The sequence below is a fragment of the Sedimentisphaera cyanobacteriorum genome (assembly GCF_001997385.1).
Classification (GTDB): domain Bacteria; phylum Planctomycetota; class Phycisphaerae; order Sedimentisphaerales; family Sedimentisphaeraceae; genus Sedimentisphaera; species Sedimentisphaera cyanobacteriorum.
Map to the genome: position 1 here is coordinate 2,451,261 of NZ_CP019633.1, position 25,172 is coordinate 2,476,432.

At 49.1% G+C, this 25,172-nt stretch carries 17 protein-coding genes; 2 read left to right on the forward strand and 15 right to left on the reverse strand.

The window, feature by feature from the left end:
• Window positions 1–10: 10 nt before the first annotated feature.
• The 6 genes from L21SP3_RS09880 to L21SP3_RS09905 are packed head-to-tail and all read right to left on the reverse strand — an operon-like array spanning window position 11 to window position 8,081.
• Entirely contained in the window at window positions 11–571 is a 561-nt protein-coding gene (locus tag L21SP3_RS09880) for a DapH/DapD/GlmU-related protein (protein WP_077541066.1), read from the reverse strand.
• A gap of 32 nt (window positions 572–603) precedes the next feature.
• Complete coding sequence (locus L21SP3_RS09885; protein ID WP_077541068.1) at window positions 604–2,031, reverse strand: dihydrolipoyl dehydrogenase; 1,428 nt, start codon at window positions 2,029–2,031, stop codon at window positions 604–606.
• 26 nt (window positions 2,032–2,057) lie between these two features.
• Entirely contained in the window at window positions 2,058–3,458 is a 1,401-nt protein-coding gene (locus L21SP3_RS09890; RefSeq protein ID WP_227806765.1) for a UvrB/UvrC motif-containing protein, read from the reverse strand.
• 6 nt (window positions 3,459–3,464) lie between these two features.
• Window positions 3,465–4,814, reverse strand: a complete 1,350-nt coding sequence (locus L21SP3_RS09895) for a peptide-N-glycosidase F-related protein (protein ID WP_077541070.1) — start codon at window positions 4,812–4,814, stop codon at window positions 3,465–3,467.
• A complete protein-coding gene (locus L21SP3_RS09900; protein ID WP_077541072.1) occupies window positions 4,811–7,048 on the reverse strand; it encodes an O-antigen ligase family protein in 2,238 nt (745 codons plus the stop codon). Before L21SP3_RS09900 ends, L21SP3_RS09895 begins: the two co-directional genes overlap by 4 nt.
• The gene (locus tag L21SP3_RS09905) at window positions 7,017–8,081 is read right to left on the reverse strand and encodes an MraY family glycosyltransferase (protein WP_077541074.1); all 1,065 of its coding nucleotides are present in this window, start codon (window positions 8,079–8,081) and stop codon (window positions 7,017–7,019) included. Before L21SP3_RS09905 ends, L21SP3_RS09900 begins: the two co-directional genes overlap by 32 nt.
• Window positions 8,082–8,251: 170 nt before the next feature.
• On the opposite strand from L21SP3_RS09905, the gene L21SP3_RS09910 reads away from it, so the two are divergent.
• Window positions 8,252–9,799 carry an alkaline phosphatase gene (locus L21SP3_RS09910; protein WP_077541076.1) on the forward strand — a complete coding sequence of 516 codons (1,548 nt, stop codon included), beginning with the start codon at window positions 8,252–8,254 and terminating at the stop codon, window positions 9,797–9,799.
• Window positions 9,800–9,846: 47 nt separating this feature from the next.
• Here L21SP3_RS09910 and L21SP3_RS09915 read toward each other — a convergent pair whose 3' ends face one another.
• From L21SP3_RS09915 to L21SP3_RS09945, 7 genes are all read right to left on the reverse strand, one after another.
• The gene (locus L21SP3_RS09915; RefSeq protein ID WP_077541078.1) at window positions 9,847–11,013 is read right to left on the reverse strand and encodes a DNA-binding transcriptional regulator; all 1,167 of its coding nucleotides are present in this window, start codon (window positions 11,011–11,013) and stop codon (window positions 9,847–9,849) included.
• 155 nt (window positions 11,014–11,168) lie between these two features.
• Window positions 11,169–14,411 carry a glycoside hydrolase family 2 protein gene (locus L21SP3_RS09920; RefSeq protein WP_077541080.1) on the reverse strand — a complete coding sequence of 1,081 codons (3,243 nt, stop codon included), beginning with the start codon at window positions 14,409–14,411 and terminating at the stop codon, window positions 11,169–11,171.
• Between the two features lie 283 nt (window positions 14,412–14,694).
• On the reverse strand, window positions 14,695–17,685 hold the full coding sequence (locus L21SP3_RS09925; protein WP_152024011.1) for an LPS-assembly protein LptD: 2,991 nt from the start codon (window positions 17,683–17,685) through the stop codon (window positions 14,695–14,697).
• A gap of 502 nt (window positions 17,686–18,187) precedes the next feature.
• A complete protein-coding gene (locus tag L21SP3_RS09930; protein ID WP_161488174.1) occupies window positions 18,188–18,991 on the reverse strand; it encodes a carbon-nitrogen hydrolase family protein in 804 nt (267 codons plus the stop codon).
• Window positions 18,992–19,018: 27 nt separating this feature from the next.
• Entirely contained in the window at window positions 19,019–20,866 is a 1,848-nt protein-coding gene (gene glmS / locus L21SP3_RS09935; RefSeq protein WP_077541086.1) for a glutamine--fructose-6-phosphate transaminase (isomerizing), read from the reverse strand.
• 100 nt (window positions 20,867–20,966) lie between these two features.
• On the reverse strand, window positions 20,967–21,287 hold the full coding sequence (locus L21SP3_RS09940) for a cupin domain-containing protein (protein ID WP_077541088.1): 321 nt from the start codon (window positions 21,285–21,287) through the stop codon (window positions 20,967–20,969).
• Between the two features lie 2 nt (window positions 21,288–21,289).
• A complete protein-coding gene (locus tag L21SP3_RS09945) occupies window positions 21,290–21,583 on the reverse strand; it encodes an ACT domain-containing protein (protein ID WP_077541090.1) in 294 nt (97 codons plus the stop codon).
• A gap of 215 nt (window positions 21,584–21,798) precedes the next feature.
• Here L21SP3_RS09945 and ruvX point away from each other — a divergent pair, with 215 nt between their 5' ends.
• Window positions 21,799–22,218, forward strand: coding sequence for a Holliday junction resolvase RuvX (gene ruvX, locus L21SP3_RS09950; RefSeq protein ID WP_161488175.1), 420 nt, complete (start codon window positions 21,799–21,801; stop codon window positions 22,216–22,218).
• A 57-nt stretch (window positions 22,219–22,275) separates the two neighbouring features.
• On the opposite strand, the gene L21SP3_RS09955 is transcribed toward ruvX, so the two are convergent.
• Window positions 22,276–24,066, reverse strand: a complete 1,791-nt coding sequence (locus L21SP3_RS09955) for an acyl-CoA dehydrogenase family protein (RefSeq protein WP_077541095.1) — start codon at window positions 24,064–24,066, stop codon at window positions 22,276–22,278.
• 30 nt (window positions 24,067–24,096) lie between these two features.
• Complete coding sequence (locus tag L21SP3_RS09960) at window positions 24,097–25,125, reverse strand: electron transfer flavoprotein subunit alpha/FixB family protein (RefSeq protein WP_077541097.1); 1,029 nt, start codon at window positions 25,123–25,125, stop codon at window positions 24,097–24,099.
• Window positions 25,126–25,172: the final 47 nt, after the last annotated feature.

Genomic DNA, 25,172 nt, shown 5'->3' on the forward strand with positions numbered 1-25,172 from the left:
GCTGCTCTATTTATTCATATTTGCCGTAGATGTCATCTTCGATTTTCTTATATCGTTTTGCAAGGTTGAGGCAGCATCTGAGCACATCCTCTGCGAATTCTCTGTTTTTCACGTCCAGCTCGCGTATTTTATAAACGTCTTTCTCGCCTGCAATCATCATACCGGAGTCCACGAGGTCGTTGCTTCCGATTTCGATGTTTTCAATTGAGCAGTTGTGTTTTATAACCACCTTCGAGCCCACGGTGCAGTTAAAGAGAATCGAGCCGAAGCCAACAGAGCATTTCGCCCCCGTTCTGCATGGTGCGTGGAGCACGACATTATGCCCGAGCGTGCAGTCTTCGCCCACCTCCACCGAGGAGTTTTCCAGGCAGTGCATTACCACATTATCCTGTATGTTGGAGTTATCGCCAATTGATATGCAGCTCTGCGCCTCATCAGCTCTCAGCGAGGCATTAGGCCCCACGAAGACGTTCTCGCCTATCTTCACATTCCCGATAATCACTGCGCTTGGGTGAACAAAGGCAGTTTTAGCAATTACCGGCTCACGGCCGTACGGTCCTTTATGTATCATTTTAAAGCCTTTCCTGCTTTTTTCGCATTATTTTAGCATAATGGAGACTCCGGACAGCTCCCGCATACGAGAAGCTCCGGCTGGTTGTGCTTGTCTTTGAGTTTTGAGGCTGCGTTTCTCAGAGCCGAACGCAAGCCCTCCTCGAGCACGGGATGATAAAACGGAGACTGAAGCATCTCGAATACGGTCATCTGATTCTGCGCCGCAACAGCGAGCTGGTGGGCGATATGCTCAGCTCCGGGGATTGCCATCTCCGCACCAAGGAAACGGGCGGTCTGCTTGTCTGCATAGATATGCAGAAGGCCTTTGTTGTTCTGCTCGAGGGCGGCTCTTGCCTGATCGGAGAAATCCTCCCTGCCCACTACAAACTCTCTGCCGGTTGATTCGAGCTCCTCGCGCATATATCCCACAGCAGCAATCTGAGGGTCGCTGAAGACAATCCTCAGCGGGACGCGCCTGCAGAAGCAATCCTGCTTCCCTGCGGCGGCATTTTTCCCTGCGATAAAGCCTTCGTCGAGCGCTTCGTGGAGTATCGGACGGCATCCGTTTACATCTCCCGCTATAAACACCGGCAGATCGGCTATCTGCGCAGTTCTCGGGTTGAAATTCGGCAGTCCTCTCTCATTGAGCTCAACGCCGAGATTCTCAAGCCCGAGCCCTTCGATATTCGGGCTCACTCCCATAGCTGCAAGCACTGCGTCGTAGCAGTCGCAGTGGTCGCCGTAGCAGACGGTGATTTTGCAGTCTTTGGTTGAGGTGAGTTTGGCGGCCTCGCCCAGGTGTATCGGAAAATCCTTGCTAACCGCTTCTATTGCCCTTTTCTTCACAGATTCATCGGAAATTCCTCCGAGGGTTTCTTTCATATCAAAACCCACTGCTTCCACCCCGATTCTGCTCAAAGCCTGCCCGAGCTCGAGCCCTATCACTCCAAGCCCTATCACGGCAATCTTTTTCGGGATTTGCTTCTGTTCGAAGATTGTTTCGCTGGTAAGGACTCTTTCGCCGAATTCCCGCCACGGGCCGGGCACGAGCGGGGATGCGCCCGCCGCAATAACAATGCTCTTTGTTTTTATTTTCTCACCTCCCGCTTCCACCATATCCGGAGCGAGGATCTTTGCCTTCGCCTCAATAAGCTTATCTCCTGCAAGCTTTCTGGTAACCGTTTCCATATTACCTGCAAACTTATCCCGCATACCGCGTACATACTCCATCACCGCATCGGGATTTATGCTGAGGTTTTCAGCTCCGCTTATCCCTTCGCTCTGGAATTTATGTCTTCTGTGGAAATCGTTTGCAGCCTTTATCAATGCCTTCGAAGGCATACAGCCCACCCTTGCACATTTCGTTCCAAGCGGGCCGGGGTCTATAACAAGATAGTTGTCTGTTGCGTTTTTGATCTGTCTGAGGGCGGAGAGTCCGCCGCTGCCTGAACCTATGATTACTGCGTCTTTCTCTGTCATACAATCCTCCGATATCTAAAACAAATTTATTCTTCAGGTTTATTCTTGCTTTTCTTTTTTCTTTTCGTTCTTGGCTTTTTGGCCTTATTCTCAGCCTCTTCGAGGAAGGCTTTTCTTCTTAGGATGTGGTGGTAGTGCTGGGCGAATCTGTGCGATTCATCACGGATATACTGGAAAAGCTTTCTTACAGGCGAATTTGCCGGCAAGCGAAGAGGCCTGTCTTTCCCCGATATGTAAATGAGCTCTTCCTTTTTTGCAAGCGAGGCGAGGTAGGGTTTTTGCCCCTCAAACTCATCGAGCACATTCTCCACTGCATGCAGCTGGCCGAGGCCGCCGTCGATCAGCAGCATATCAGGCAGAAGCTCGCGGCCGTCCATCGCACGTTTATACCTTCGCCTTATCACCTCCTGCATTGAGGCGTAGTCGTCTATGCCTTCCACGGTTTTGATCTTGAATCTGCGGTAGCCGTGTTTGAAGGGGCTGCCGTCGATGAATTTAACCAGCGAGCCCACCGTTTCCGAACCGCCCAGATGAGCGATATCAAAGCCTTCGATAGTTCTTATCGGGTCTGCCGAGCCCAGCATCTCGGCGAGCTTTTGGTTTGCTGCTGAGAGGTTATGGACAAACAGCTCGGGCTGAACATTTTCGCTCACAGTTCCCCGGCTCTCAAGCTTTGAGATTAGGTTTATCTTATCGCGGTATTCAGCGGCCTCTTCAAAGCGCAGCCGTGAGGAAGCCTTCTGCATCTTGTCTTTGAGGTCTCTGAGGACAACGCTCCTTTTAGACCGGAGGAATTTTGTGAGCTCTTCGATTATCTCGCTGTACTCTTCCTTGTTTATCTTTGCAGCGCACGGAGCGGTGCATTGGTTTATGCTGTGCAGAAGGCAGGGACGGAAAAATCTGCGTTTTTCGTCGTCTGCAGATATCTCCAGCTTGCACGTTCTGAATTTGAATATCTTCTGAAGCAGCACTAAAACTCCCCTGAGCTCTCTGATTGCGGTAAACGGCCCGAATAGCCGGCAGCGTTTTTCACCCGGGTTGCGGGTTATGTAAACACCCGGGAAGTCTTCGTACGTGGTAATCTGGAGGTACGGGAAGGTTTTATCGTCCAGCAGGTTGGTATTGTAAGGCGGCCTTATATCCTTTATCAGCCGCGCTTCCTGAAGTATTGCGTCCACTTCGCTTTCTGTTTCAAGGCAGCTCACAGAGCATACCTGCTCAAGCATTTCTGCAATCTTCGGGCCTCGCGAGGAATAGATGTCGGAGCTGGGGAGAAAGTAGCTCGAAACTCTGGAACGCAGGTTTTTTGCCTTTCCGATATACAGCACGGCATCTTTGCTGTCTTTCATAAAGTACAGCCCGGGGGAGGCTGGGAACTGCCTTATCTTTTCGCGGATCTTTTCGATTTTGCCTTTATCTTCTGCCATAGCTTCTTAATCATAAACTAAAAGGCAGGATGCTGCAAAGTGCTGGGCATGATAGCCCCTGCCTTGTGAGTCTTTTTTGAAGTTTGCTGAGTACGGTTCGGCGGTGTAATCCAATTTCAGCGTTTTGCCCGCTTCTGCCGGTACGTCCACGATCCACGGCCTCACAAGACAGCCCGGCCGCCAGCCGGCTCTGTCTATATGCCATGTACCGCCCTGATGGTCTATGGGGTTGAATTCGCTTTCGTCCTCCCAGAGATAGCTCATAAATTCTTTTCCGCCTGCGCTGAGCTTTCGCCATTTCCTGATAAATTCAGCTCCGCGGCCTTTATTTCCTTTCCAGCCGTGGCCTGTGAATATACTGAAAAACTCTGCCCTCTCTGCCCAATCAGGAAGTTTTACCTCTTTTGGCTCTATGCCCTCAAGCCCCTTCACTCCGGGAGGCCCGTAGCGGAATTTTCCGTTCCAGAGAGGCACGATTTTGCGGGGGATTTCTCGGCCTTCGCCTTTGTAATATCGGAGGGTGATTTGCCAGCCAAAATTCCCGTCAACCTGCATTTTAAGCTTTCTTTCGCCTGTGAGCAGCTTAGCAAGGGGTGTTATATCCTGCTTCCACCGCCCGCCTGCCTCATTGTAGCTTGTGATGATGCGTGCTATTTCGAAGCTTTTGCCGGCCTGTTCTGAGAAGAGCCTGTTCACCCTGTCCCAAGGGTCGTCTTTCGGGATAAGCTTCCAGTCCAGAGTTACCCTGCCTATGCCTTCAAGGCTTTTTGGGAGTCTGAGAGTTTTTGAGCTCCTGTTCCAATACCCCGAGCCCTTCCAGCTCACCTCTGCTGGCTTTGAATTATGAAATCCCCTGCCTGTTTTCTTCACAGCGAAATCTCTAATCACCGCCTTCTCGCTGAATTTCAGCCTGCTGAGCGGGTAAACAGCATCCGGCAGAAAATAATCGGTGTAAAAGCTGTGTTTTTTTCCGTCTATCGAGAGAGTTATATTCCTGCCCCCGCATACGGGAGTGAGCTTTATTTCGAATTCCCGCGTGCGGTCAAATTTAAGCGGGCTCGGCCTGTTTTCGAGAATCAGGCCGCTGCTTGTCAGAAAGATTGACGAGCGTTTCTGCCTGTCGTCTTTTTCTTCGCACTGAAAACCTATGCCGAGGGCGTTTTCAGCTGCTGGTTTTGTGCTGCTGAATGCAGGGGCATTTTCCCCGCTAAACATAATAAGCCCTATATCTCTGCCTTGCCCGAAATCTGCTTTGAAGCTTATCTCAAATCCGCTGGACTCAGGCAGTTCAGCGCTCTTGGCAAAACAGGCCAAACCAGTCAAAATTATTGCAGCGGCTGCAGAAAACCTTTTCATTTATCTGTTTCCTTTTTTTCAAGCCCAGAGCTGAGCCTGCTGATATTTTCTTCAATCATTTTGAATTTTTCCCTGCCTATTCTTGAAACAAGCTCTCTATCGGGATAGTTTTTCCTGAATTCCTCTCTGAACATCAGCTCAATCTTCCTTGCAGCCTTGAATTCCCTGAGTGCCTGCTGATTTTTGCCGAGCTTTTTTAGAGCAAGTGCGTAGTTCAGGTGGATTTCGCCCTTGCCCGGATATCTCATAATTGCCATCTGATAGTAGCTGAATGCATCCTCGAGATTATCTTTTTTGCCCTTGCTGATAGAATTCTTCGCCTGCAGCTCGCTTACCTCAGCCAGCCTTAAATAGGGCTTGAAGCTTGCCCTGTTCAGCATTGCCTGTTTTGTGAACATACGGTCTGCCTTTTCGAGCATTTTTTCATTTTGTGTTTCTCTGAAATTTCTCAGATAGGCCTTGCCAGCAAGTGATGCCGGCCAGCTGCTGAGCGGGTCTGAATTTGCGAACCTGTTAATCGCAGCATCATTCTGAAATCTTGTCTGCAGGGCTCTGGAGAAAGCGCTGTTCATTTTCCAAGCGGGCAGAGCAGCGAAGAATATCGCCCCTGCCAGAATAGCAGCGCCGGCAGAAAACAAAACCCCTTTAGAGAGCCTGCTCTTCACAGGCTCCGAGTGCTTCTGCCTGCTTATTACAACCTGAAGCCCGCAAGCCGCTGAGAATGCGAGAAAATTGCCCGTTTCGAAGATTGCAAAATCTATTGTGTTGTGAATCAGAAAGGCAGCTATCCCGCAGATAAGGCCTGTTTTCAGATAGGAAAAATTCAGCTTCTTCACGCCGTGCTTGGAGAGGAAAAACGCCCAGCCGAAGAATACAACTGCCGGAAAGATGAACATAAAAGCTGCTGCATAGCTGTTAGCCCCTGCATTTTCGCTGTACTGCACGGGAATAAGCAGAGGACGGAGAATGAGCATAGCTAAAGCCCCAGCCCCAGCGGTTATGGCTGCCGGTTTGTAGCTCTCTGCCTGAAGCGGCTGATTATCTCCATCAATTTTGAAGCTCTTCCAGATGGGGAGAAAATATGCAGCCAGAAAAGCCCCCAGACCTAAAATTCCAAACTGGCAGGCAAGGCTGAGGATGAAGTTATGCGGGTCTGTAACAGTTTCCATAGCCTCAGGCGGCTTGAAATGCGGATAAAAGAAGCGGAAGTTATCCGCCCCGACACCCCAGATATTATCAGCAAGCATCCTGACGCCACCAAACCAGTACTGCCCGCGTACGTGCATTGACCCGCCGCCCGGGAGGGTTTGATTGAGCGCTGCGTATGCCGCAGCTGCCAAAACTGCGCCGAACCCTCCGAGGGCAATGATCCAGAAGGCAAGAATCTTTTTTCTTCCAGAGATTTTGAAAAGCATAGCCCCGCCAAAGAGAACCAGTCCTGCAAAAAGCGCAAGAAAGCAGCCCTTGCTTGAGGCGAAAACAACCATCGAGAGTATGCACGCTGTTTGAACGCCGAGGAGCAATCGTGATTTAGTTTCGCTTTTTTCCCGAACGCTCGATAAAAACAAAGCCAGCGAAGGGAAAAAGCAGAGAAGAGCCAAAGACCCCATCGCATTGCTGTTTGTGAAAAATCCTTTAATCTCGTTTGAATAAAGCCTGTGTTCATACATAAACTCATCAAGCGAGCCGGGAGCGATAGAGAGGGCTTCAAGCTGAGCCTGCGGATTTTCCTCGTATGCCTTGATCATATACTCATTGCTCTGGGAGAGCTGAAAGAGCCCTTCTGCAAAATTCACAGCGCACGCCCCGAACAGCACAGCAAGCAGGAGCTTGCCTGCGAGATTCCTGTCTTTGAGCTGAGTTATAAGGTGAAACAGACAAAGCCCGGAGATAAGCATTAGGCTGTGATTTACAGCAGCCCTCTTCTCCGAGGCGAAAAAGCAAAGCAAAGCTGCGATTACTGCAAAAATCAGAGCAGGAATTTCTGAGCCGTTTTTTATCCAGCCCGAGGCATTAGAGCCAAGCCTTGAGAAAAGATAAATGCAGAATGCACTGAGGCATAAAACAGTAATCAGCAGAAAGCTGAAATTTACGGAGATGTCCGTTAGAGGGTCTATTCTGTTTAACCCGAGGGCTTCAACAGTAGTAAGCCTGACTGCGGCCATAGCAAGAAAAAATCCGCAGCAGATAAGGAGCATTAATTCACTTGTCTTTTTCTTTTTTTTCACTGCCATTTATGCCTGTGTTTTCAATTTTATTGTTTTTTTCGAGGATTGCTATTATACCAAGAATCATCAGAGTTTGAGTGAAAATTACTCCCGCCTGAATCAGCGTTGCCCTGCTGAGAAACACAGCCCCGAGGCCAGTGCATATTGTTGCAAGATACAGCGTAAGAGCGGCCTGGGAATCGCTCAGCCCCCTTCGCTTGAGGCGGTGGGAGAAGTGCTGGGTGTCGCCGAGGAAGGGGCTTCTGCCCTGGCTTATTCGAAGAAGCGTAACGCTGATGAAATCATACAGAGGCACAGCAACCGCTATTAGCGGAACGAACACAGCAGCCCTGCTGTCTATGGCAGAGGTTTCGTTGTAGTAGGTTATGCGCAGTGTGAGAAGGGCTATCAGAAACCCTATAACTAAAGACCCCGCATCGCCCATAAATATCTTCGCAGGCGGGAAGTTGAATATCAGAAAGCCCGAAAGTGTCCCGCAGAGGACGGCGGCAAAGATTGCGTTCTCCAGATCCCCGCTTATGTATGATGCGCTTCCCAAAACAGCGGATACAATAATCGCTATACCTGCGCTTGCCCCGTCCATATTATCGAGAAAATTGAAGGAGTTGATCAGCAGTACAATCCAGAAGATGCTCATCACTGCTGTAATAAGCCTGCTTTCGATAAAAAGCTCCACCCTGCCTCCCGCAAAAAATGCGGCCAAGCCCGCTGCAATTATCTGGAATATAAGCTTCTGCATTGGTGTAAGGCTCTTTATATCGTCTGCAAGGCCGGCGGCGAACAAAAAGACCGCCAAAAGAGAAATAATAAGCAGTTCGGGATTAAAAGCATTCGCGAGCGGGAAAAAAATCGCAAAACTGATTAGTATTGATATAATTATGGCAATCCCGCCTCCAAGGGCTATCGAATGCGGATTGTATCTGTCTTCTGACGGGATAGACCTGAAATTGTTTTTAAGAGATATATTTCTTACCAGTACGGTGAGTATTGCAGAGGAAAAAGCGGAAACCAAGAATGCGGGGATTAAAAATCTGCTCATTTTCAAACCGCTAATAAATAATTAACTATTTTGACATAAACTTTTTTTCAGACTTTTGGTAAATCAGAAGGGCTGATATACAAAAATCGAACTAAGGAAAAGGGTAAAAATATTTCGCTGAATGTCAACAATCTTGCATTCAGCAGTACAATTTAGCTTAGGATATTATTATGAGAAAAACAATTCTTTTTGCTGCGAGCTTATTGTTATCAGTCTCGGGATTTGCCGCTGAGAAAAGCTGCCAGAATTCCGATTCAGAAGCGAAGTACATCTTTTACTTTATTGGCGACGGTATGGCCAGCACTCAGGTTTATGCGGCTGAAGCCATGGTAGAGAACGGGCGAATTGAAGATTCGACTGGCTCTAAGATGAAAAAGCTCGCCATGAGCAATCTCGAGGCAGCCGGGTCTCACAGGAATTACGCCTCAGACAGGCTTATTACAGATTCCGCAGCAGCGGGCACTGCCATGGCCTGCGGCGAGAAAACTTCGGTAGGAACAATCTCTATGGATTCCCGGCGTGAGAGGAAGCTGCCTTTAATTACAAACGCCCTCAGGGAAAAGGGACTGAAAATTGGCATTGTTTCTAGTGTATCAATAGACCACGCAACACCCGCATGCTTCTATGCAAACCAGCCCTCGAGAAACAGCTACTGGCACATAGCAAACCAGCTTTCTGAGAGCGGCTTTGAGTATTTCGCAGGAGGCGGGATGAAGGGGGCGAAGGTTAGAAACGGCAAGCGCGTTTATATGCCCGGAGAAAAAAAGGCATCGCCCGAGAACAACCCAGTGGAAAAGGCGCGCAAAGCAGGCTACAGTATCGCACACAGCAAAGCAGAGCTTAAGGCAGTGAACCCGGGGGAGAAGGTTTACGCATTCGAGCCGGACACCCTTGACGGAAGTATGGCAATGCCTTACGAGATCGACAGGCCTGAAGGAGCTATGTCTATAGCGGATTATACAAGAGAGGGGATTCGCCTTCTGGACAATCCGAGCGGTTTTTTTCTGATGGTTGAAGGCGGAAAGATAGACTGGTCCTGCCATGCCAACGACGGCTTTACAGCTCTCAGAGATGTGATTGCATTGGACGAGGCTGTTGGAGAGGCTGCTGAATTTATGAAAGCCCATCCGGAAGAAACGCTTATCGTTGTAACCGGAGACCACGAAACAGGCGGAATGACTATGGGCTGGGCAGGCACCGGCTATAAAACCGCTTGCAGCAGGCTTAATTCTCAAACCGCATCATACCAGAAGTTTAACAAAGCGTTCCTATCTGAACACAAGAGAAAAAGGCTCGAACAGACAGGCGGGAAGTGGGAAACTTCTCTTAATATGAACGCAGATATAAAGGAAGCTTTGAAGGAAGTATTCGGGCTGGCATATTCAGACCTTTCCGACTACGAAAAACAGAAGCTCGAAGATGCTTACGATGCCACAATGGGGAAAAGCAATCTGCACAGGCAGGAAGCCAGACTCCGCTACGGAGGATACAAGCCGCTCACGGTAGCGGTTACACATATGTTCAATCAGAAGGCAGGGCTCACATGGACGACATTCAGCCATACTGCAATCCCAGTTCCGATTTATGCATCCGGGGCCGGAGCAGAAAAGTTCGGCGAATATATGGACAACACCAACCTGCCCGTAAAGATTGCTGAAGCTGCGGGTATAGAAGATTTCCCTGCCGCAGAGAAAAAGATTACAAAACTGGCAAAATGATTCGCAGAAAGGTTTCCAGCCACTGAAATATCGGCATATAAAGGCCTTTACGGGCGGTATCTGTTGCGGTAATCGGCAGGATTCAGCCCCTTTACTGAGCGGAAAAAGGAGGCGATATGGTCTGAGCTTCCGAAACCCAGCATTTTTGAGATCTGAGTTATGTTCATATCCGAGTAGAGAAGGAGCTTTTCAATCTCGCCGACGCGTACATTTTTTATGTATCGGTATATGCTTGTTCCAAGATACAAATTAAACTTCATATAGAGGCTTCTCTTTGAAACAGCTGCAGCCTGAACAACATCGCAGACCTGCACAGGCCTCATTTTGTTATCCAGAATAAACCGAACTGCCAATGAAACGTCCGGATCGGGCACAGCAACCGCATCTGAAGAGGTTCTCTCCACTACCTTCATCGGCTCTATGATAATCGTTTTGGGATTTCTGTTTTCCGATTTGATCATATTGTCGAGGTGTCCGGCGGCCTCGAAGCCCGCCTTTTCCAGGGAAAGAGAAATGCTGGAGAGCTGAGGGTATGCGAGTTTGCAGATAAATTCATCATTATCAACTCCAAGCACAGCAATCTCGCTTGGAATTGTAATCCGTTCCTGCCTGCAGAGCGAAATAATCTGACTCGCCCTGTCGTCGTTGCACGCCATTACTGCAGCGGGCTTTTTGAGCTTGCGGAGCCAGTCTGCCAGGAAAAACTGCTCATTGTCCCAAAGCCGGCCGTCCTCGTCCTGAGGCTGAACGTAGTAAATCACCTCGCATCCGCTTGAAGCGGCCTTCGCCCTGAATCCTTCAAATCGTCTCTGAGACCAGTACATTCCGTCGAAGCCGGCAAAAGCCAGCCTTTTATGCCCTTTGCTAATAAAGTGTTCAGCTGCCATAACTCCGATTTGATAGTCATCTGTGAGAATAACAGACTTTCCCTCCTTGCCGCCGCTGTGGAAGCAGCTCTGAATTACAGGCAAATCAACCGGCAGTCTTCTTTCTTCATTCTCCCATGTTTCTCTTATAATAGCCCCGTCTGAGAGCCATTTGAGAGGCTGTGAGGTTTCCTTTGCGGGGTGTTCTCTGCCCAGATAAAACAGCGGCTCGAGCTGGATAGACCACGGCCCGTGAAGTGATGCATAGCGAGAGATGCCCCTCAAAAGACCTCTTCCGAATTCTCGTGAGGTTTCAAGCAAAAGGAGTATCTGCGGGCAGTGAAACATATCTATCCCCGATTTGAACAGCTAAAGCCTAATACTAAGCTTTTCTTTAAGTTTGGTCAAGCAGGTTTTCTGTTTTAGAAGGCTAAAGCAGGAAGGGCAAAGCCGGAATCTGCGGCCTTGCCCTTTTATATTTTTCATCTGGAAATAAGCTTTGATTACTCCGCAGGCAGGAGCTCAATTTCGGCTATTGAGCTGTACTGATCATCTGCAAAGCCTTCCTCTGATACTATCCTGAAATGCTTTGCCTTTACGGGTTTATCGAAGCTTACAGACTTTTCGTCCATATTCCTTTCGAAGCTTCCCTGCCATACCGGCTTGCCCCAGCTGCCGCTGAGCTTTGCATAAATACTGCATTTTTTGATCAGCCCGTTTTTGTTGCCGTCCTGACGAGGAAGGATTTTAAGGCCTTTCACCTTAGCGGGGTAATCTATCTTGAGATGTATCTCGTGGGGATGCGGTATCTTGCCTTGTCCCCAAGAGGTGTGCCAAATCGTGTTTGGATTCCCGTCAAGAACGTTTGCACCGCCTCTGCCAGAATGAGCGGAGTTTGTCTTTACAACCTCAGCTCCAGCCATGTCCATAAAGCCTGGCTCTCTGAAGAGCTTCTGGATCTGTTCTGCTGAGACGCTTGTATCAGGGGAGAACTTGTCCGAATTCATATACGAAAGCAGAGACGCCTTCAGCTGCCTGCTCGGAAGCCTCCGGAGCATATCTTCCTTCATATCGATGCTTACAGCGAGAAGGCTGCCCCCGCCCACTTTCGCCTCGAAAGCAAGCCCGAGCTTCTCAGGGGCAAACCAGTCCGGTACAACCTGAACGATTGGGTCGATACCGTCCGGGAGCCTTTCGAGCTTCATAGCTGCTGCGTGGCGAATCGGGTCAGACCACTGCCAATTGCTGTGGTATTCTGTTGGGAAATGCTTTAGAGCTGGGTGCTCGGGGTCGCAGAGTATGCCCAGCGTATGCGGGGCCTGCCCCTGTGTCCATGCGGTATTCCAGAAGATTGAGGAGAAGCCAAGCTCCACATCTGTTTTTACAAGGCTCGGGTCTATCTCCAGCAGAACATCTCCGCCTCTGCTGAGGTGCTTGAGAACTTCTGGATTAAGCGAGGAGGCTTCAAGAACCTTGCCCTTTTCCATATTAACTTCTTCCGGATAAACCCATATATCCCAGCTGTTTTTCGCATTGGTCTCTTCAATTTCAGTTTTGAGGGTGTATTTAGCGGGCGCGGGCAGACCGGAAAGCTCAAATGAGATATCTCCAAGGGTGTAAAGTCCGCCTGCGGGCATTGAATATTTCCACATAAGCCCCTTCTTAAAGACTTTACCATTCTGGTTTTCAAGGCTCCAGTGAAGCTTTGCATTATTGAGATTTTCAGGCCCGAAATGGCTTACATCAATCTGAGCGTTAAACGTGCCTGATGTAGTGAAGGTTCTTTTGGCCATTCTTGCAAGAGGGACAATCGCACCGGAAAATTGTTTGTACTCCTCTGGAGATACATAAGGCTTGCTGTCCCAGAACGGGTCCAAAACGCCTATCAGAGCCGTTCCCTGCCCGGGGAAATCGTGGAGGTCGAGAAGCTGGAAGCCTCCGAAACCTTCTGTTCTCAGGGCGGATTCTATATCTTCCTTGTAGCAGAGGGTTTGGAGCTTGCCAGAGGCCATCAGGAAATCTTCTGCCTGATCGAGCATACCCTTATCCTTGAGCAGATCCCTGAACACTTCGAAATTTTTCGGCTTGAGGTATCCGTCGTACTTTTTGATTTCATCGAAATTCGGATAAACGCACCACTGCCCTATCTCATGTGAGATAATCGGTGTATTGCTGTATTTGCTTACCGGCGAGGAATAGTCTGTCTGAGTTTCCGGCGGCTTGCTGTTTATGCGGCTGTTGAGCTCTTCGCCCCAGCCCTGAATACGCACGTTGTGATGGGTAACGTGGAACTGATTCTGCTCTATAACAGGCCAGCCTGCTGCGCTTGTAACAAGGCGTCTTGAATCTTTGTGTTTGTAATGATTCACCCAGTCTTTGAGGAACTTTCCGCCACGCTGAGGGCCTCCGGGTTCGTTGCCGTAGGCAAAGAGGACGAACGAGGGGTGGTTGCCGTATTCTTTGAGCACGGCATCTGCCTCATCGTATATCCATTCATCTATCGGCAGCCCCACTCCGAGCTTGGTGCTCTGATTTGCCCAAGACGAGCATTCCACCTGATAATAGAAGCCCAGCCTGTCTGCGGCCTCGAAAGCGGCCTCCGGCGGGCACCACGAATGAAAACGGATGTGGTTCAGACCGTGAGCCTTGCAGATTTTGATAATCCGCTCCCACTCATCCACGCTGGTTGGCGGGTAGCCTGTTTTCGGGAATATGCAGCATTCGAGGGTGCCGCGGAAGAATATATGCCTTCCGTTGAGGTAAAATTTGCTGCCTCTTGTTTCAATCTCACGCATACCGAAATGGTCATCAGCTTTTGAAATAAACTTGCCTGCTTTGAGCTCTGCTTCAACCCTGTAAAGGTTTGGACTGAATTCATCCCAGCGTTCTTCCAGACCGCTCAAGACAAATTCGGCCGAGGCTGTTTTGCCCTCGAGCTCAAGCTTTTTACTCTCCGAACAGGCAAGTTTATTATCGGAAAATGCTTTCACGATAAGCCTGGTTTCCCTGTTGCCGCCGTCATTGTTGTTTATTTTAATCTTCACTTTAGCTGAGCTGGCTTCAATATTCGGATAAACCTGCATATCATCAATGAATACCGGGTCTTCAGCGCAAAGCTTGAGACTGCCTACAATCCCGTTCCAGTTGGACTGGGTATGGTCTGTTACGCTGTGGGAATTGTGTCCCACATCCACAATCATCCTGTTGTCCACGCGGATTGTGATGCGGTGTCTGCCCGGGGTGAGCAGATCTGAGAGGTCGTATCTATGCGGGGTGGATAGGTAGTCGCAGCTGCCTGCCTTTTTGGAATCAACCCATACAGTTGTTTCCCAGTGCGGGCGTTCGAGGGTGAGAGTAATATGCTTTCCCTGCCAATCTTGGGGGATAGTAACTGTCTTCTGCTGCCAAGCGGGGCCTTTATAGTACTTATCGGGCTGGAGGAAGAACGGAAACTTGAAATTCTCTTCCGTGCGGTATGGCTCGTATTTAGGGGCATCCCAAACATCCTGCCTTACATCACCAACCCACTCGGTATCGGGGCCGGGTTCTTCTCCGTAGCCTTGGCTTTGAATTGCACCCGGGAGCCTGAGTGTGTCATCTCCGGGAAGTTCGCCTGAGAACCACTCTTTGGAAACGCCAACATCTTTTTCATCCAGAGAAAATCTCCACTGTCCGGATAAATCAATAGTCTGGGCGTTTATACACACAGCAGCCAGTAGAACTGCGGCAGCACTGTAAAACTTCATAAAAACCTCTCTTTAATTACTTTTGCATTAACGACTTCTGCTTCAGATTCTTTATTGTATCAATAAAGAGAGGGTTTTCTACGCAGTATTGTATAAAAAAACCGCAAATTTGCGCAAACTGTCTTCCAAACCTTCCGCTGGACGTACATTTCTGAGCGCAAAAGATTCTCAGGGCTGTATCGAAAAGGCAATTAAAGCCCCGCACCATCAATGAAGAGCAATCCGCAGCCCTGTATATTCAGGGCAGTGCATTGCATAACGTCAATTGCAGAATTTTCCGAGCCTATTCGTATGATGATGAGCCTGTAAGGCCTACGTAGGTTCTTGAACCTACAGCAAGCTCTTTAACGCCCTGAGGCCATATACTCACGGTAATCGAGCTTGAATCAAGCGACTCATCGACACTGTAGCCGAGGCTGTAGAGCAGTCTGCGGTATCTGCGGATAAGCACAATCTCGCTTCGAACGCTCTGTCCGAAATCGAAATCGTATTCCTGCGCAGCGGTTATTGTGTATCTGGGATTGAGCTTGTAGCTCATTGCGGTGCGGAAGGAATTCGAACCGTGTTCGTAGTAATAGTCCTGATTATTTGCAGGGGTTTTGTCTATGTCTGTGAGGATAATGTTTTTCAGGTGCCGGATTCCGAAATACCAGCTCAAATCCGGCCAGCAGTATCTTGCAAGCCCTGCATCAAAACGCTGGAGCTCGCTGGTCTCTAAGTCGTAGTTTGCGTAGCTGCTGAAGGCGAAGGTGTCCGAGATATTCCAGAGGTAATCAGCATCCACGGTATCTCTCTGGAGAGCGAAGTCTGCCGAGCCTGAACGCCTGTAGAAGGGTTCATAAGGGCTGCTGAAGATGTATCTGCCCGGGAGGATATTGTCCTGTTCGTCTCTATCGTCTGAGAGAAGAGTTGCGTTTACATCGAGCCTCATAAGGTCTTCAGTTCTCAGGTTTTCCTGAGAACCCCGCCTTGTCTGCCATCTCTGGGAGAGGCCGAGATTCAACATATTACGCATTTCCAGCCCGTCTTCATCGCTCTGGAATACTGCCGCCTCCATGTGCGGTCGGATGTAATGGCGTATTCCGTTAATATCCCAGAAATCGCTTTTCACGAACTGATCTGTCTTCCAGAACTGCGAGGATAGCCTTATTCCGGCCTCCCCGAGGAAAGCGCCGTTTTCAGGGTCGCTTATCTGGCTTCCGTCCAAATCGGTATCGAAGCCGGTATAGTCGTTATAGGCATACGTGCCTGCGGCATAGGGTACATACTTCGTTTTGCCCCAGATAAACGGATAGTCTATCTCGTGCCTTGTGCTTGCAGCAGAGAAGAAACCGCTGCCAACCACAGCAGAATCGCTGTCGTATCTCTGCCTTGCCCGAGAGAGGATGGTATCGCCGTAGTAGGTGAAATTATCATCAAGAATGCTCTGGCCGGTGCGATGGTATTCAAACGTTGGAAGCTCTTCGAGCTGGTTTTGGAAGTCATTCACGCGTACCTTCCCAAGCACAGAAAATGCCCTGTTGCCCGTGGAATTTTTGAGGTAGAGCACGCTCTCGGGCTCCTTATCAGTAAAACGTTCACGCCTGTAGAAGCTCTCGAGGAAGTTTCTGTCGGAGAGATAATTCAGCTCTGCTGAGAACTGCCATCCATCCTCGAGGTATTCTCTGTGCTGGAATTTGAATCTGCCTCGGAGCTCATCTTCCGGCTCGAGGTCTTTGCGCCAGAAACGGTCTCCCAATCTGTCCTCGCCTGTATCGTGGATTACGTATGATTCAATGCTGCCGAAATAGCTGTCCGATTCGTATTCTGCATCTATCCCGCCTGCGGGGCCGCGTTTGCTGTAGTAATCGAGATTCAGCGTGGTATCCAGCCCTTCGGGCTCTTTAAAACCAAGCACCCTTGATAGATACCAGTCTGTCTCGAGCGATGTCCCGAATGCAGTGGAATCGCCTATGTTAATACTCTTTACTGCTAGCTCCGGCCTTTCAAGCCCTGTAATCATTTGGTCTGTTTTCAGCAGGGTATTATCGTAGTATTTCAGAGAAACGTCTTTCAGCTCAGCGGAAAAGCCGCTGGATGAGGATTTGGCATCCACGTTTGAGTTGTCTGTTATAACAACCGAGGAGGCATTAACAGATAGCTGAGGCACTGCAAATTCATCGCTGGAAATCTCCACCCCTTTTGCAGTAAAAACGGAATCGCTCTTTTTCTCAAGCCTCTCAGCTCGTATGAAGATTGGGATATTTCGCTCAGGATCGTAGCGTGTCATCTCACTGTTTACCACAAGGGCCTGGGAATTGCGGAAATTGTAGTAGAGCCTGTCTGCCCGGATTGTGCGAAGGCCTTCGGTGAAAACAATATTGCCTTCGATGTACGCCGATTTGATATCGCCGGTAGCGAGGAGATCTTTTCTGCCTGTTTCCTCCGCTCCTGCCTTAACTTCTTCCTTCCCGAGAAACAGCACCGCCCTGTCCGCCTGGAACTCGAGTATCCTCCCTGAATCGTCCATCTTGCGCCAGATGTAGAATCTGCCCATAACGGTTATCACAGACTCACCTTCCGAAATCCTGCTTCTCTCTATTACAGGGGCAGGTTTCCAAAGGGCGGCAACATTTACAGGATAATCTTTCTCTTCCTGCTGTTTCGCAGATTCATCCGAACCTGCTGCGGCTTCAGCGCTCTTTTCGCTGGCTCTTGATTTCCCGAGAAGCCTTCCAATAATTGATCCGCCCTTACCCTGTTCTGAAGGCTGCCCGCTTGTTTTCGCTCTTTGAGGTCCTGGGGGAAGGGCTTCACGCTTTAGCTTCAAGCCTTCACGTCTGCCCTTTCCCGCCTCTGCAGCATTTCTGTAGAGAGCTATCTCAGACGCATTTACTTGCCTGCGCTTACTGCAATCGAGAAACACCTTTCCAGAAACGAAGAAATCAGCAATCATAGATTTGCCCCGCTCTACAAGGAAATTGTGCACATCTCCAATATTGTGTTTGCCTTCCCTGCCCGCCTTGATCTGGTCTTCAAGATAGCAGCGGAGCCTGTAGGAATGCGATTCCCTGCCGCGTACCAATTCAGTTTCTTTACGAACCCATACAACCGCCTTCTCGCTGTGGAAGGTGCTGGAGGAATATTCTAAATCGAAACCCTGCTCGAATATCAGTATCTGGTTTCCATCCTCTGTACGGCTCATCTTTACCGAATCAGAGGATATGTAAATATTCTGACCCGCATTTTCTATCTGCCCGTATGCCGAGCAGAATACGAGTAATGAAATTGTCAAAAGTCTCAAATGCAGCAACATATAACTCCTGCAGCTTATTTAACCTTTATAATACATTAACAAGCAGATTATATTTATAACCCGCTGAAAATTCCAACAAAAAACAGCTCAGTCAATTTATCGTATGCGGCAATATCTGCCGTCAAAGCAAAACTGGGCGTTCGTACTGATTGGCTCCAGCACTTGAATAATGCTTTTGAAAGAATTTGTCTAATTATTTCTGTTCAAAGACAGGGGAGAGGCACGAAAAACCACGAAGTGCAAGAAAGGCACGGAGATTTTTGTAGATTTATTTATAGCAAGGGCTTACATTCATAAAAATTATCTGTGCCATCCATGTGCAATCTGTGGATAAAAAACTTCAATGCGGAATAAGTCCGTTTCATCGTTTACCTGCCAAACTTCTTTGATTAAATCAAAACCATATCCCCTTCGTGTGTTTCGCGCTCTTAGTGGTAAAAAAACATAAAATCTGTGGATAATAAATTTCGCTGCGGCTTAATCAGGCGTTGTTTAGGCGTCCGTTCATAGCTATTTGCCGGAATGGTCCTGAGGCATCGTAGTACTGCTGCGATGTGTCGATTTTGTTGATCATCATCCCGGGCTTGTCGAATTGGAGCTGGGCTTCAATTTTGCCGTCCGGTCGAATAAAAGCGGACGGATACGGGCTTATCGGGGCGGATGAATTTGTCATACTCACCCAGAAGTAGTTCGTGGCCGCTCTGCACTGCATTGTCTGACGCATTATATCGGTGTGTACGGAGGCCTTCCGCTGCCGGGCATTGTAAAACGACTGGAATATACACTCCACGCCCATCGATTTTAGCTTTCGATACACCTCCGGGAATCTGAGATCGTAGCATACAAGCGAGGAGCATACCACTCCGTTAATCTCATACTTCACGTATTCTGTGCCGGGCTGGTAAAATTGAATGCCCTTTGGCGTGCAGAAACACTTATCATAAACGCTCAGTGTACAGCCGGCCTTATCAATCACGACAAGGCTGTTGAAGGGTTTCTCGCCGGTTTCATTCTGCCTGCTTGTTCCATAGATAACGTAAATTTCGTTTTCCTCTGCGGCCTTTGAAACCTTCTCAGCAGCCTCGCTGAGCAGAGCCCAGTCGAAATTTTTCCACGTTTTGAAATCTACGGAAGCATACCCGCTCAGGCAGCATTCGGGAAAATGCACAACATCACAGCTTTTCTCACCTGCCTTCCTGATAAACGAAACCATCCATTCCAAATTTGCGGAAATATCCGCAGATACAGGGAACTGACATGTTGCAGCTGTTATCACTCTTGCCATACAGCACCGCTCCGGCATCCTGCCGGCTTACTCCACAGTAACGCTCTTTGCGAGGTTGCGGGGCTTGTCCACATCCAGCCCGCGCAGAACTGCGCAGTGGTAGGCGAGAAGCTGAAGCGGAATCGCCGCAACGAGAGGCTCAAGGGCATCATCCACGTTCGGAATCCGGATCAGATAATCTGCGTATCTCTCTATCTCCTCATCGCCTTCGTTTGCAATAATGATGGTTTTCCCGCCCCTTGCACGCACTTCCTCAATATTGCTGATTATCTTGTCGTAGTTTGAGCAGCGCGTGGCGATGAATACAGCCGGCATACCGTCGTTTATAAGGGCGATAGGCCCGTGCTTCATCTCCGCTGCGGGGAGTCCTTCAGCGTGGATATAGCTTATCTCCTTGAGCTTCAGGGCGCCTTCGAGGGCTGTTGGATAGTTGTAGCCTCTGCCGAGGAAGAGCCAGTTTTCACGGTCGCCGCATTCCTTGGAGATATCCTTTATCATATCCGAATATTTGAGCACATCGTTTATGATGTTCGGTATTCTGTCGAGGTCTTTAATGAGCTGTTCGGTTCTTGAATTGTCCAGATGGCGTCTTCTGCCCAGCTCGATTGCCATCATAGTAAGCACGGCCACCTGCGCTGTGAAGGCCTTCGTGCTTGCAACGCCGATCTCCGGCCCAACCCTGAGGTAAACGCCTGCATCAGTTGTACGGGCGATCGTAGAGCCCACCACATTAACAACGCCGAGTACAGTAGCGCCTCGCTCCTTGCACATCTCAATAGCTGCGAGCGTATCGGCTGTCTCGCCGGACTGGCTTACCGCTATCACCACCGTTCCCTCCTCGATAATCGGATTTCTGTATCTCAGCTCGCTTGCATACTCCACTTCCACGGGGGTTCTCGCAAGCCTTTCAATGAGATACTCGCCCACTAAACACGCATGCCATGCTGTTCCACAGCCTGTAAGGATGAAGCGTTTGGCTGTTGTGAGATGGCGGGACAGGTTCTGAATTCCGCCTAAGATTATTTTATAGTTGTTCAAGTCCAGTCGGCCTTTCAGGCAGGTGGAAAGGGCGTCAGGCTGTTCGAATATTTCCTTGAGCATATAATGCTCGTAGCCGCCGAGTTCGATCTCTTCTATGGAGAAATCAATCTCCTTGAGCTCTCTTTCGATACGCTTGTTGTGTATGGTTTTGATGGTAACGTCGTCTTTTTCAACGATCGCCATCTCATCATCTTCAAGGTATATCACCTGCTTTGTATGCTCGACAATCGCAGAGGCATCCGAGGCTATAAGGTTCTCCCCGCTGCCCACCCCGATAAGCAGAGGCGAGCCCTTCTTCGCTGCAACAATTACATCTGGATAATCACTGCACATAACAGCAAGGCCGTATGTCCCGTAAACCTGATTGAGCGCCTTCTGCACAGACCACTCGAAGCAGTCCTGTTCGCAGTCGTGTTCCTGTTCGTAAAAGTAGCCGATAAGATTGGCTATCACCTCGGTATCGGTATCGCTCTTAAATTCACAGCCCTTCTCGATGAGAAATTTCTTCAAAGCGCCGTAATTTTCAATGATCCCGTTATGCACAACTGAAATTTTGCCCGAATAATCCATATGGGGGTGCGAGTTTACAGTGTTCGGCTCGCCGTGAGTAGCCCATCTTGTGTGGCCAATGCCCACAGTTTCGAGGGGATTATCCTGAGGCAGAGAATCGCTGAGCCCTGCAATTCGGCCTTTCTGCTTGGTTATTTTGATTTTCGTTCCGCCGTGCAGGCCGATTCCTGCTGAATCATAACCGCGGTATTCAAGCCTTTTAAGCCCGTCTATAAGAATCTGCTGGGCAGGCTTGCCGCCAATATATCCTACTATTCCGCACATATCTGTTTCCCGAAATAAAATGAACAAGTATTCATAACGCAGTAAGCATTATAATCATTAATGCGAAATTTCAATCCCTTAAAGTGATTCTCTAATCAATTCAGAAGTGTATAGCGAGCCATATCGTCTTCTCCTCGTGCGATGTATCCGCTACTCTGTGCCTTGAGCCTGCGGGAATAAAACAATAATCTCCCCGCTTAAGCCTTACCTGCCCTGCGTGCTGGAATTCAAGGACTCCCTCTCCCTTGAGCACAAAAACCCATTCGTTTTTCTCGCTGCAGAGCCATTTTCCTTCGGCTGTTTTATGCCCCTGGGAGATAATTCGCTCTATAGTAACGCCGGCTTTGGAGCACAGCTGGTCAAACTGCTCACCTTCCGGAAAGTCCTCCGGGAGGTTTTCAAATATATTCTCCGGCTGCAAGATTAAACCCTGTGCATTTGTGTGAAAATTTTCTCATCCTGACAGTTGATTCGAAGGTCGAGCTGCTGACCGACCTCTGCAAGACGCTGCTTTAATTCGCTCATAGCAGCCTTGCTGGAGGCCATATCGCAGGCCATTGTCATTACGAACAGTTCCTCGCTCATAATCTTCTGGTTTACGTCTATAATGTTCACGCCCAGCTCGGCAAGCTCCCTGCTTATGCGGGCGATAATCCCCACCTGATCCCTGCCGGTTACTGTGATTATGCAGATCCGTGAATGGTTTTCGTTTTTCATATCAATCCTCAGCTCAATTAGCTTTTCTTACCTGCCGCCGGGGCAAACCGCCCGGCTTTTATTCGTTGCAACTGAAATTATATCCGTTAATCTTTGCGGAAAAAGAACTTTCTCCGGCTGTTCGCTGAGAGATTTCAATATAGCTTATGGAATATCTCAAGAGTGAATTGAAAAAGCAGCGGGCAGATATATAATCATCGCTGGAAGGAATGATTATGATTATTTTAGCAGTAGATTACGGGCTCAAGCGAACGGGGCTGGCAGTTTGCGACAGGGATGAGATTATCTGCTCGCCTCTGGAAGTTGTGGAGCTCAAGGGCGAAGGGCTTGCTGAAAGAATAGCCCAAACAGCAGAAGAATACAATGCGGAAGCTCTTGTTTTCGGTCTTCCATACAATATGGACGGCTCGGAAGGACATCAGGCGAGAAAGGTGCGAAGCTTCGCAGAGAAGGCGGCAAGGCTGGCCGAACTGGAGGTTTACTTTCAGGATGAACGGCTCTCAAGCGAATTTGCCTCCGATATGCTCCGCCCTGCAGAGCTCACTCGAAAAAAGAAAAAGCAGAGGCTGGATGCGGTTGCTGCAGCGGCAATCCTCAAAGCCTTTATCGAAAAGAGAAAACTTGAAAAACAATGAAAAAAGCCGCAGAGAAAAGCTCCCTGCGGCCTTGTTTTTTAAGCATTCAGCATAAAATCATACGAGCTCAGGCACAGGGCCTGCAATTTCTTCGTAATCTTCGAAGGTGGACTTATCACCCTGAAGGATCTGCTCAGCAAGAGCCTTGATCACTGCTGCATTCCTGTTTATATATCTTTTTGCAATAACTGCCTTGCGTTTTTTCATACTTACAGTTTCGCCCTCTTTGGCGGTAGGAATCTCCATATCGGCCGCACCGCTCGCCTGACGGCAGAACAGATACCCGCAGATAATCTTAATCGCTATATCCACGATCCTGCGTCCGTAAAGGTCCATATATTCCATGCTCTGCTGCTTTATATGCTTTATACATTCATCCATCGTTTCCCTGTTCTGCTTGAGGATATCAAGCATTTCTTGAAGCTCGGGGTCGAACTGGAAGTCTGCAAGCTCTTCGATATATTTCTGGGCAGTTCCGTTGCAAACGCCGCGAACGCAGGCCACAATCTGAAGCTGCGTAGTACCTTCGTATATCGTTGTGATTCTCGCATCGCGGTAGTACTGCTCGGTGGGATAGTCCCGCATAAAGCCCGAGCCCGCAAGAACCTGAATCGAATCGTATGCCACCTTGTTTGACATCTCTGTTGAGAGATACTTGCTCATAGGCGTAAGCATAGCAGCGTAGCGTTTTATCATACGCAGCTGCTTTTTGGCATCTTTCTGCTCTTCTTTGCTGAAATCATCGCTCTCGGTTATTCTGGTGAGCCCGATTTCCATATCCACCACGCGGCAGGTTTCATAGAGCAGAGCCCTGCTCTCTTCCACGTCTATCTTCATCTCGACAACCATATCCCGAACTGCCGGAAGGTGTTCGATAGGCCCGCCGAACTGCTCTCTGCTCGCTGCATAATCTCTGGCAACGCGGTAAGCCGCTTCGCCTATCCCAACAGACTGAGCGGAAATCCCGATCCTGGCTCCGTTCATAAGAGCCATTACGTAAGTTACAAGTCCCCGGCGGGTTTCCCCTATAAGCTTGCACGGGGTGTTGTCGAAGTATATCTCGCAGGTTGGCGAGGCATGGATGCCCATCTTATCCTCTATCCTGCGGATTTTAACGGTAGGCCCGCTGTGGCAGACGAAGAGGCTCAGGCCAAGGCCGTCTTTGCGGTCGTGCTCGCTCCTTGCCATTACAAGAAGAACCTCGCCGCAGCCGTTGGTAATAAACCGCTTCACACCGTGAAGATACCACTGCCCGCTGGAATCCTGAAACGCCTTCACCTTGCAAACCTGCAAGTCTGAGCCGGCATCAGGCTCTGTCAGAACCATTGCTCCGGTTTTTCTGCCTGCTGCAAGGTCGTGCAGGTATTCCTGCTTAATCTCTTCAGAGGCGAATGAGTTTATAGTTTCGGCAATGCCCTGGAGCCCGAAAATATTCATCAGCGAGGCATCAGCTCGAGATATCATCTCGTTTGCAACCGAGAGAATCGTAGTTGGGAAATTCAGCCCGCCGAAACGGTAAGGCAGGGTCATCCCCATCACATCCGCCTTGGCGAGTTTATCGAGTATTTCATCCATCGCTTCAGGCCTCTCCACCCTTCCGTCTTCAGTGAGAGTGTTGCCCTGTCTGTCCATCTCTTCGCTTCTTGGAGCAATAAAATCTGAACAGAGCTGCCCGAGAGATTCCATTACCATATTGTAGTTCTGGATTGCCTCCTCGGCGCTGGCCGGGGCATAATCGAATTTGTCTGCGAATTTATACCCCTGCTCTGTGAGGCTGGATAAACCTCTCAGATCCATATTGTTTAATACAAAGCGAAGGTCGTCGTTATCTGTAAAAAAGTTGCCCATAATCTTTTCCTTATCTTTCTGTTCCGGCCTTTAAACCTTCTCTTTAACCGCCTTAATCATCTGCGGCACAACTTCGTTGAGATCCCCGCAGACCTTATAATGTGCCACGTCAAATATCGGTGCGTCTGGGTCGTTGTTCACAGCGATAATCTTCTTCGATTCGCTCATACCCGCCTGATGCTGTATAGCGCCGCTCAGGCCGATAGCTATATAGAGGCTCGGGCGAACGGTAGTTCCAGTCTGGCCTACCTGATAGTCCTTCCCGATATATCCGAGGTCCGCTGCTGCTCTTGTTGCTGCGGGCACGCCTCCGAGGGCGTTTGCAAGATCCCATATCATACGGAAGTTTTCCTTGCTGCCTACTCCTGCCCCGCCTGCTACAATAATTCTCGAAGCCTTCAGATTAACCGACTTCTCCCTGCGCACTTCCTCAATAATCTCAATCGGCAAATCTTCAGCTGAAAGGCTCACGCTTTCGTCAATCACCTCGCCTTTGCGTTTTGAATCCGGCTCGGGCATTGGCATAACGCCTTCACGAACGGTTGCCATCTGAGGCCAGCGGTCGTAGTTGATAATTGTTGCGATGATATTTCCGCCGAAAGCCGGACGAATCTGGAGGAGCAGATTTTCGTGCTTTTCGCCGGTCTTCTTTATCTCATGGTTTCCGATCTGCAGGTCAGTACAGTCTGCTGTGAGTCCTGCTTTCATCTTGCTGGCCACCCTCGGGGCAAGGTCCCTGCCTACAGGGGAAGCTCCGTAAAGGACAATCTGGGGCTTATGCTTCTCGATCAGTGCGCATAAAACTTTAGTGTATGAATTGGTCTGGTAGTGTTCAAGAAGGTTGTTTTCAACTGTATAAACCTTATCTGCGCCGTACTGTATGAGCTCCTCGCAGACAGATTTAATGCTGTCGCCTGCTATCACAGCCCCCACTTTCACTCCGAGTTTGTCTGCAAGCTCTCTGGCTCTTCCAAGCAGTTCGAAGGCTATATCCTCAACCTTCCCAAGATGCTGCTCGGCAAAAACCCAAACCTCGCCTTGTCTGTTTACTTCTATCATTTATATTTCCCTTGCAAATAAGCAGGCTTGAAGAAACAAGGCCTGCG

Coding starts and splice junctions, on each gene's coding strand:
- L21SP3_RS09900 (WP_077541072.1), bottom strand. CDS start 7,048: ATGGCAGTGAAAAAAAAGAAAAAGACAAGTGAATTAATGCTCCTTATC.
- L21SP3_RS09945 (WP_077541090.1), bottom strand. CDS start 21,583: ATGAAAAACGAAAACCATTCACGGATCTGCATAATCACAGTAACCGGC.
- L21SP3_RS09955 (WP_077541095.1), bottom strand. CDS start 24,066: ATGGGCAACTTTTTTACAGATAACGACGACCTTCGCTTTGTATTAAAC.
- L21SP3_RS09960 (WP_077541097.1), bottom strand. CDS start 25,125: ATGATAGAAGTAAACAGACAAGGCGAGGTTTGGGTTTTTGCCGAGCAG.
- L21SP3_RS09880 (WP_077541066.1), bottom strand. CDS start 571: ATGATACATAAAGGACCGTACGGCCGTGAGCCGGTAATTGCTAAAACT.
- L21SP3_RS09905 (WP_077541074.1), bottom strand. CDS start 8,081: ATGAGCAGATTTTTAATCCCCGCATTCTTGGTTTCCGCTTTTTCCTCT.
- L21SP3_RS09890 (WP_227806765.1), bottom strand. CDS start 3,458: ATGGCAGAAGATAAAGGCAAAATCGAAAAGATCCGCGAAAAGATAAGG.
- L21SP3_RS09895 (WP_077541070.1), bottom strand. CDS start 4,814: ATGAAAAGGTTTTCTGCAGCCGCTGCAATAATTTTGACTGGTTTGGCC.
- L21SP3_RS09885 (WP_077541068.1), bottom strand. CDS start 2,031: ATGACAGAGAAAGACGCAGTAATCATAGGTTCAGGCAGCGGCGGACTC.
- L21SP3_RS09915 (WP_077541078.1), bottom strand. CDS start 11,013: ATGTTTCACTGCCCGCAGATACTCCTTTTGCTTGAAACCTCACGAGAA.
- glmS (WP_077541086.1), bottom strand. CDS start 20,866: ATGTGCGGAATAGTAGGATATATTGGCGGCAAGCCTGCCCAGCAGATT.
- ruvX (WP_161488175.1), top strand. CDS start 21,799: ATGATTATTTTAGCAGTAGATTACGGGCTCAAGCGAACGGGGCTGGCA.
- L21SP3_RS09910 (WP_077541076.1), top strand. CDS start 8,252: ATGAGAAAAACAATTCTTTTTGCTGCGAGCTTATTGTTATCAGTCTCG.
- L21SP3_RS09920 (WP_077541080.1), bottom strand. CDS start 14,411: ATGAAGTTTTACAGTGCTGCCGCAGTTCTACTGGCTGCTGTGTGTATA.
- L21SP3_RS09930 (WP_161488174.1), bottom strand. CDS start 18,991: ATGGCAAGAGTGATAACAGCTGCAACATGTCAGTTCCCTGTATCTGCG.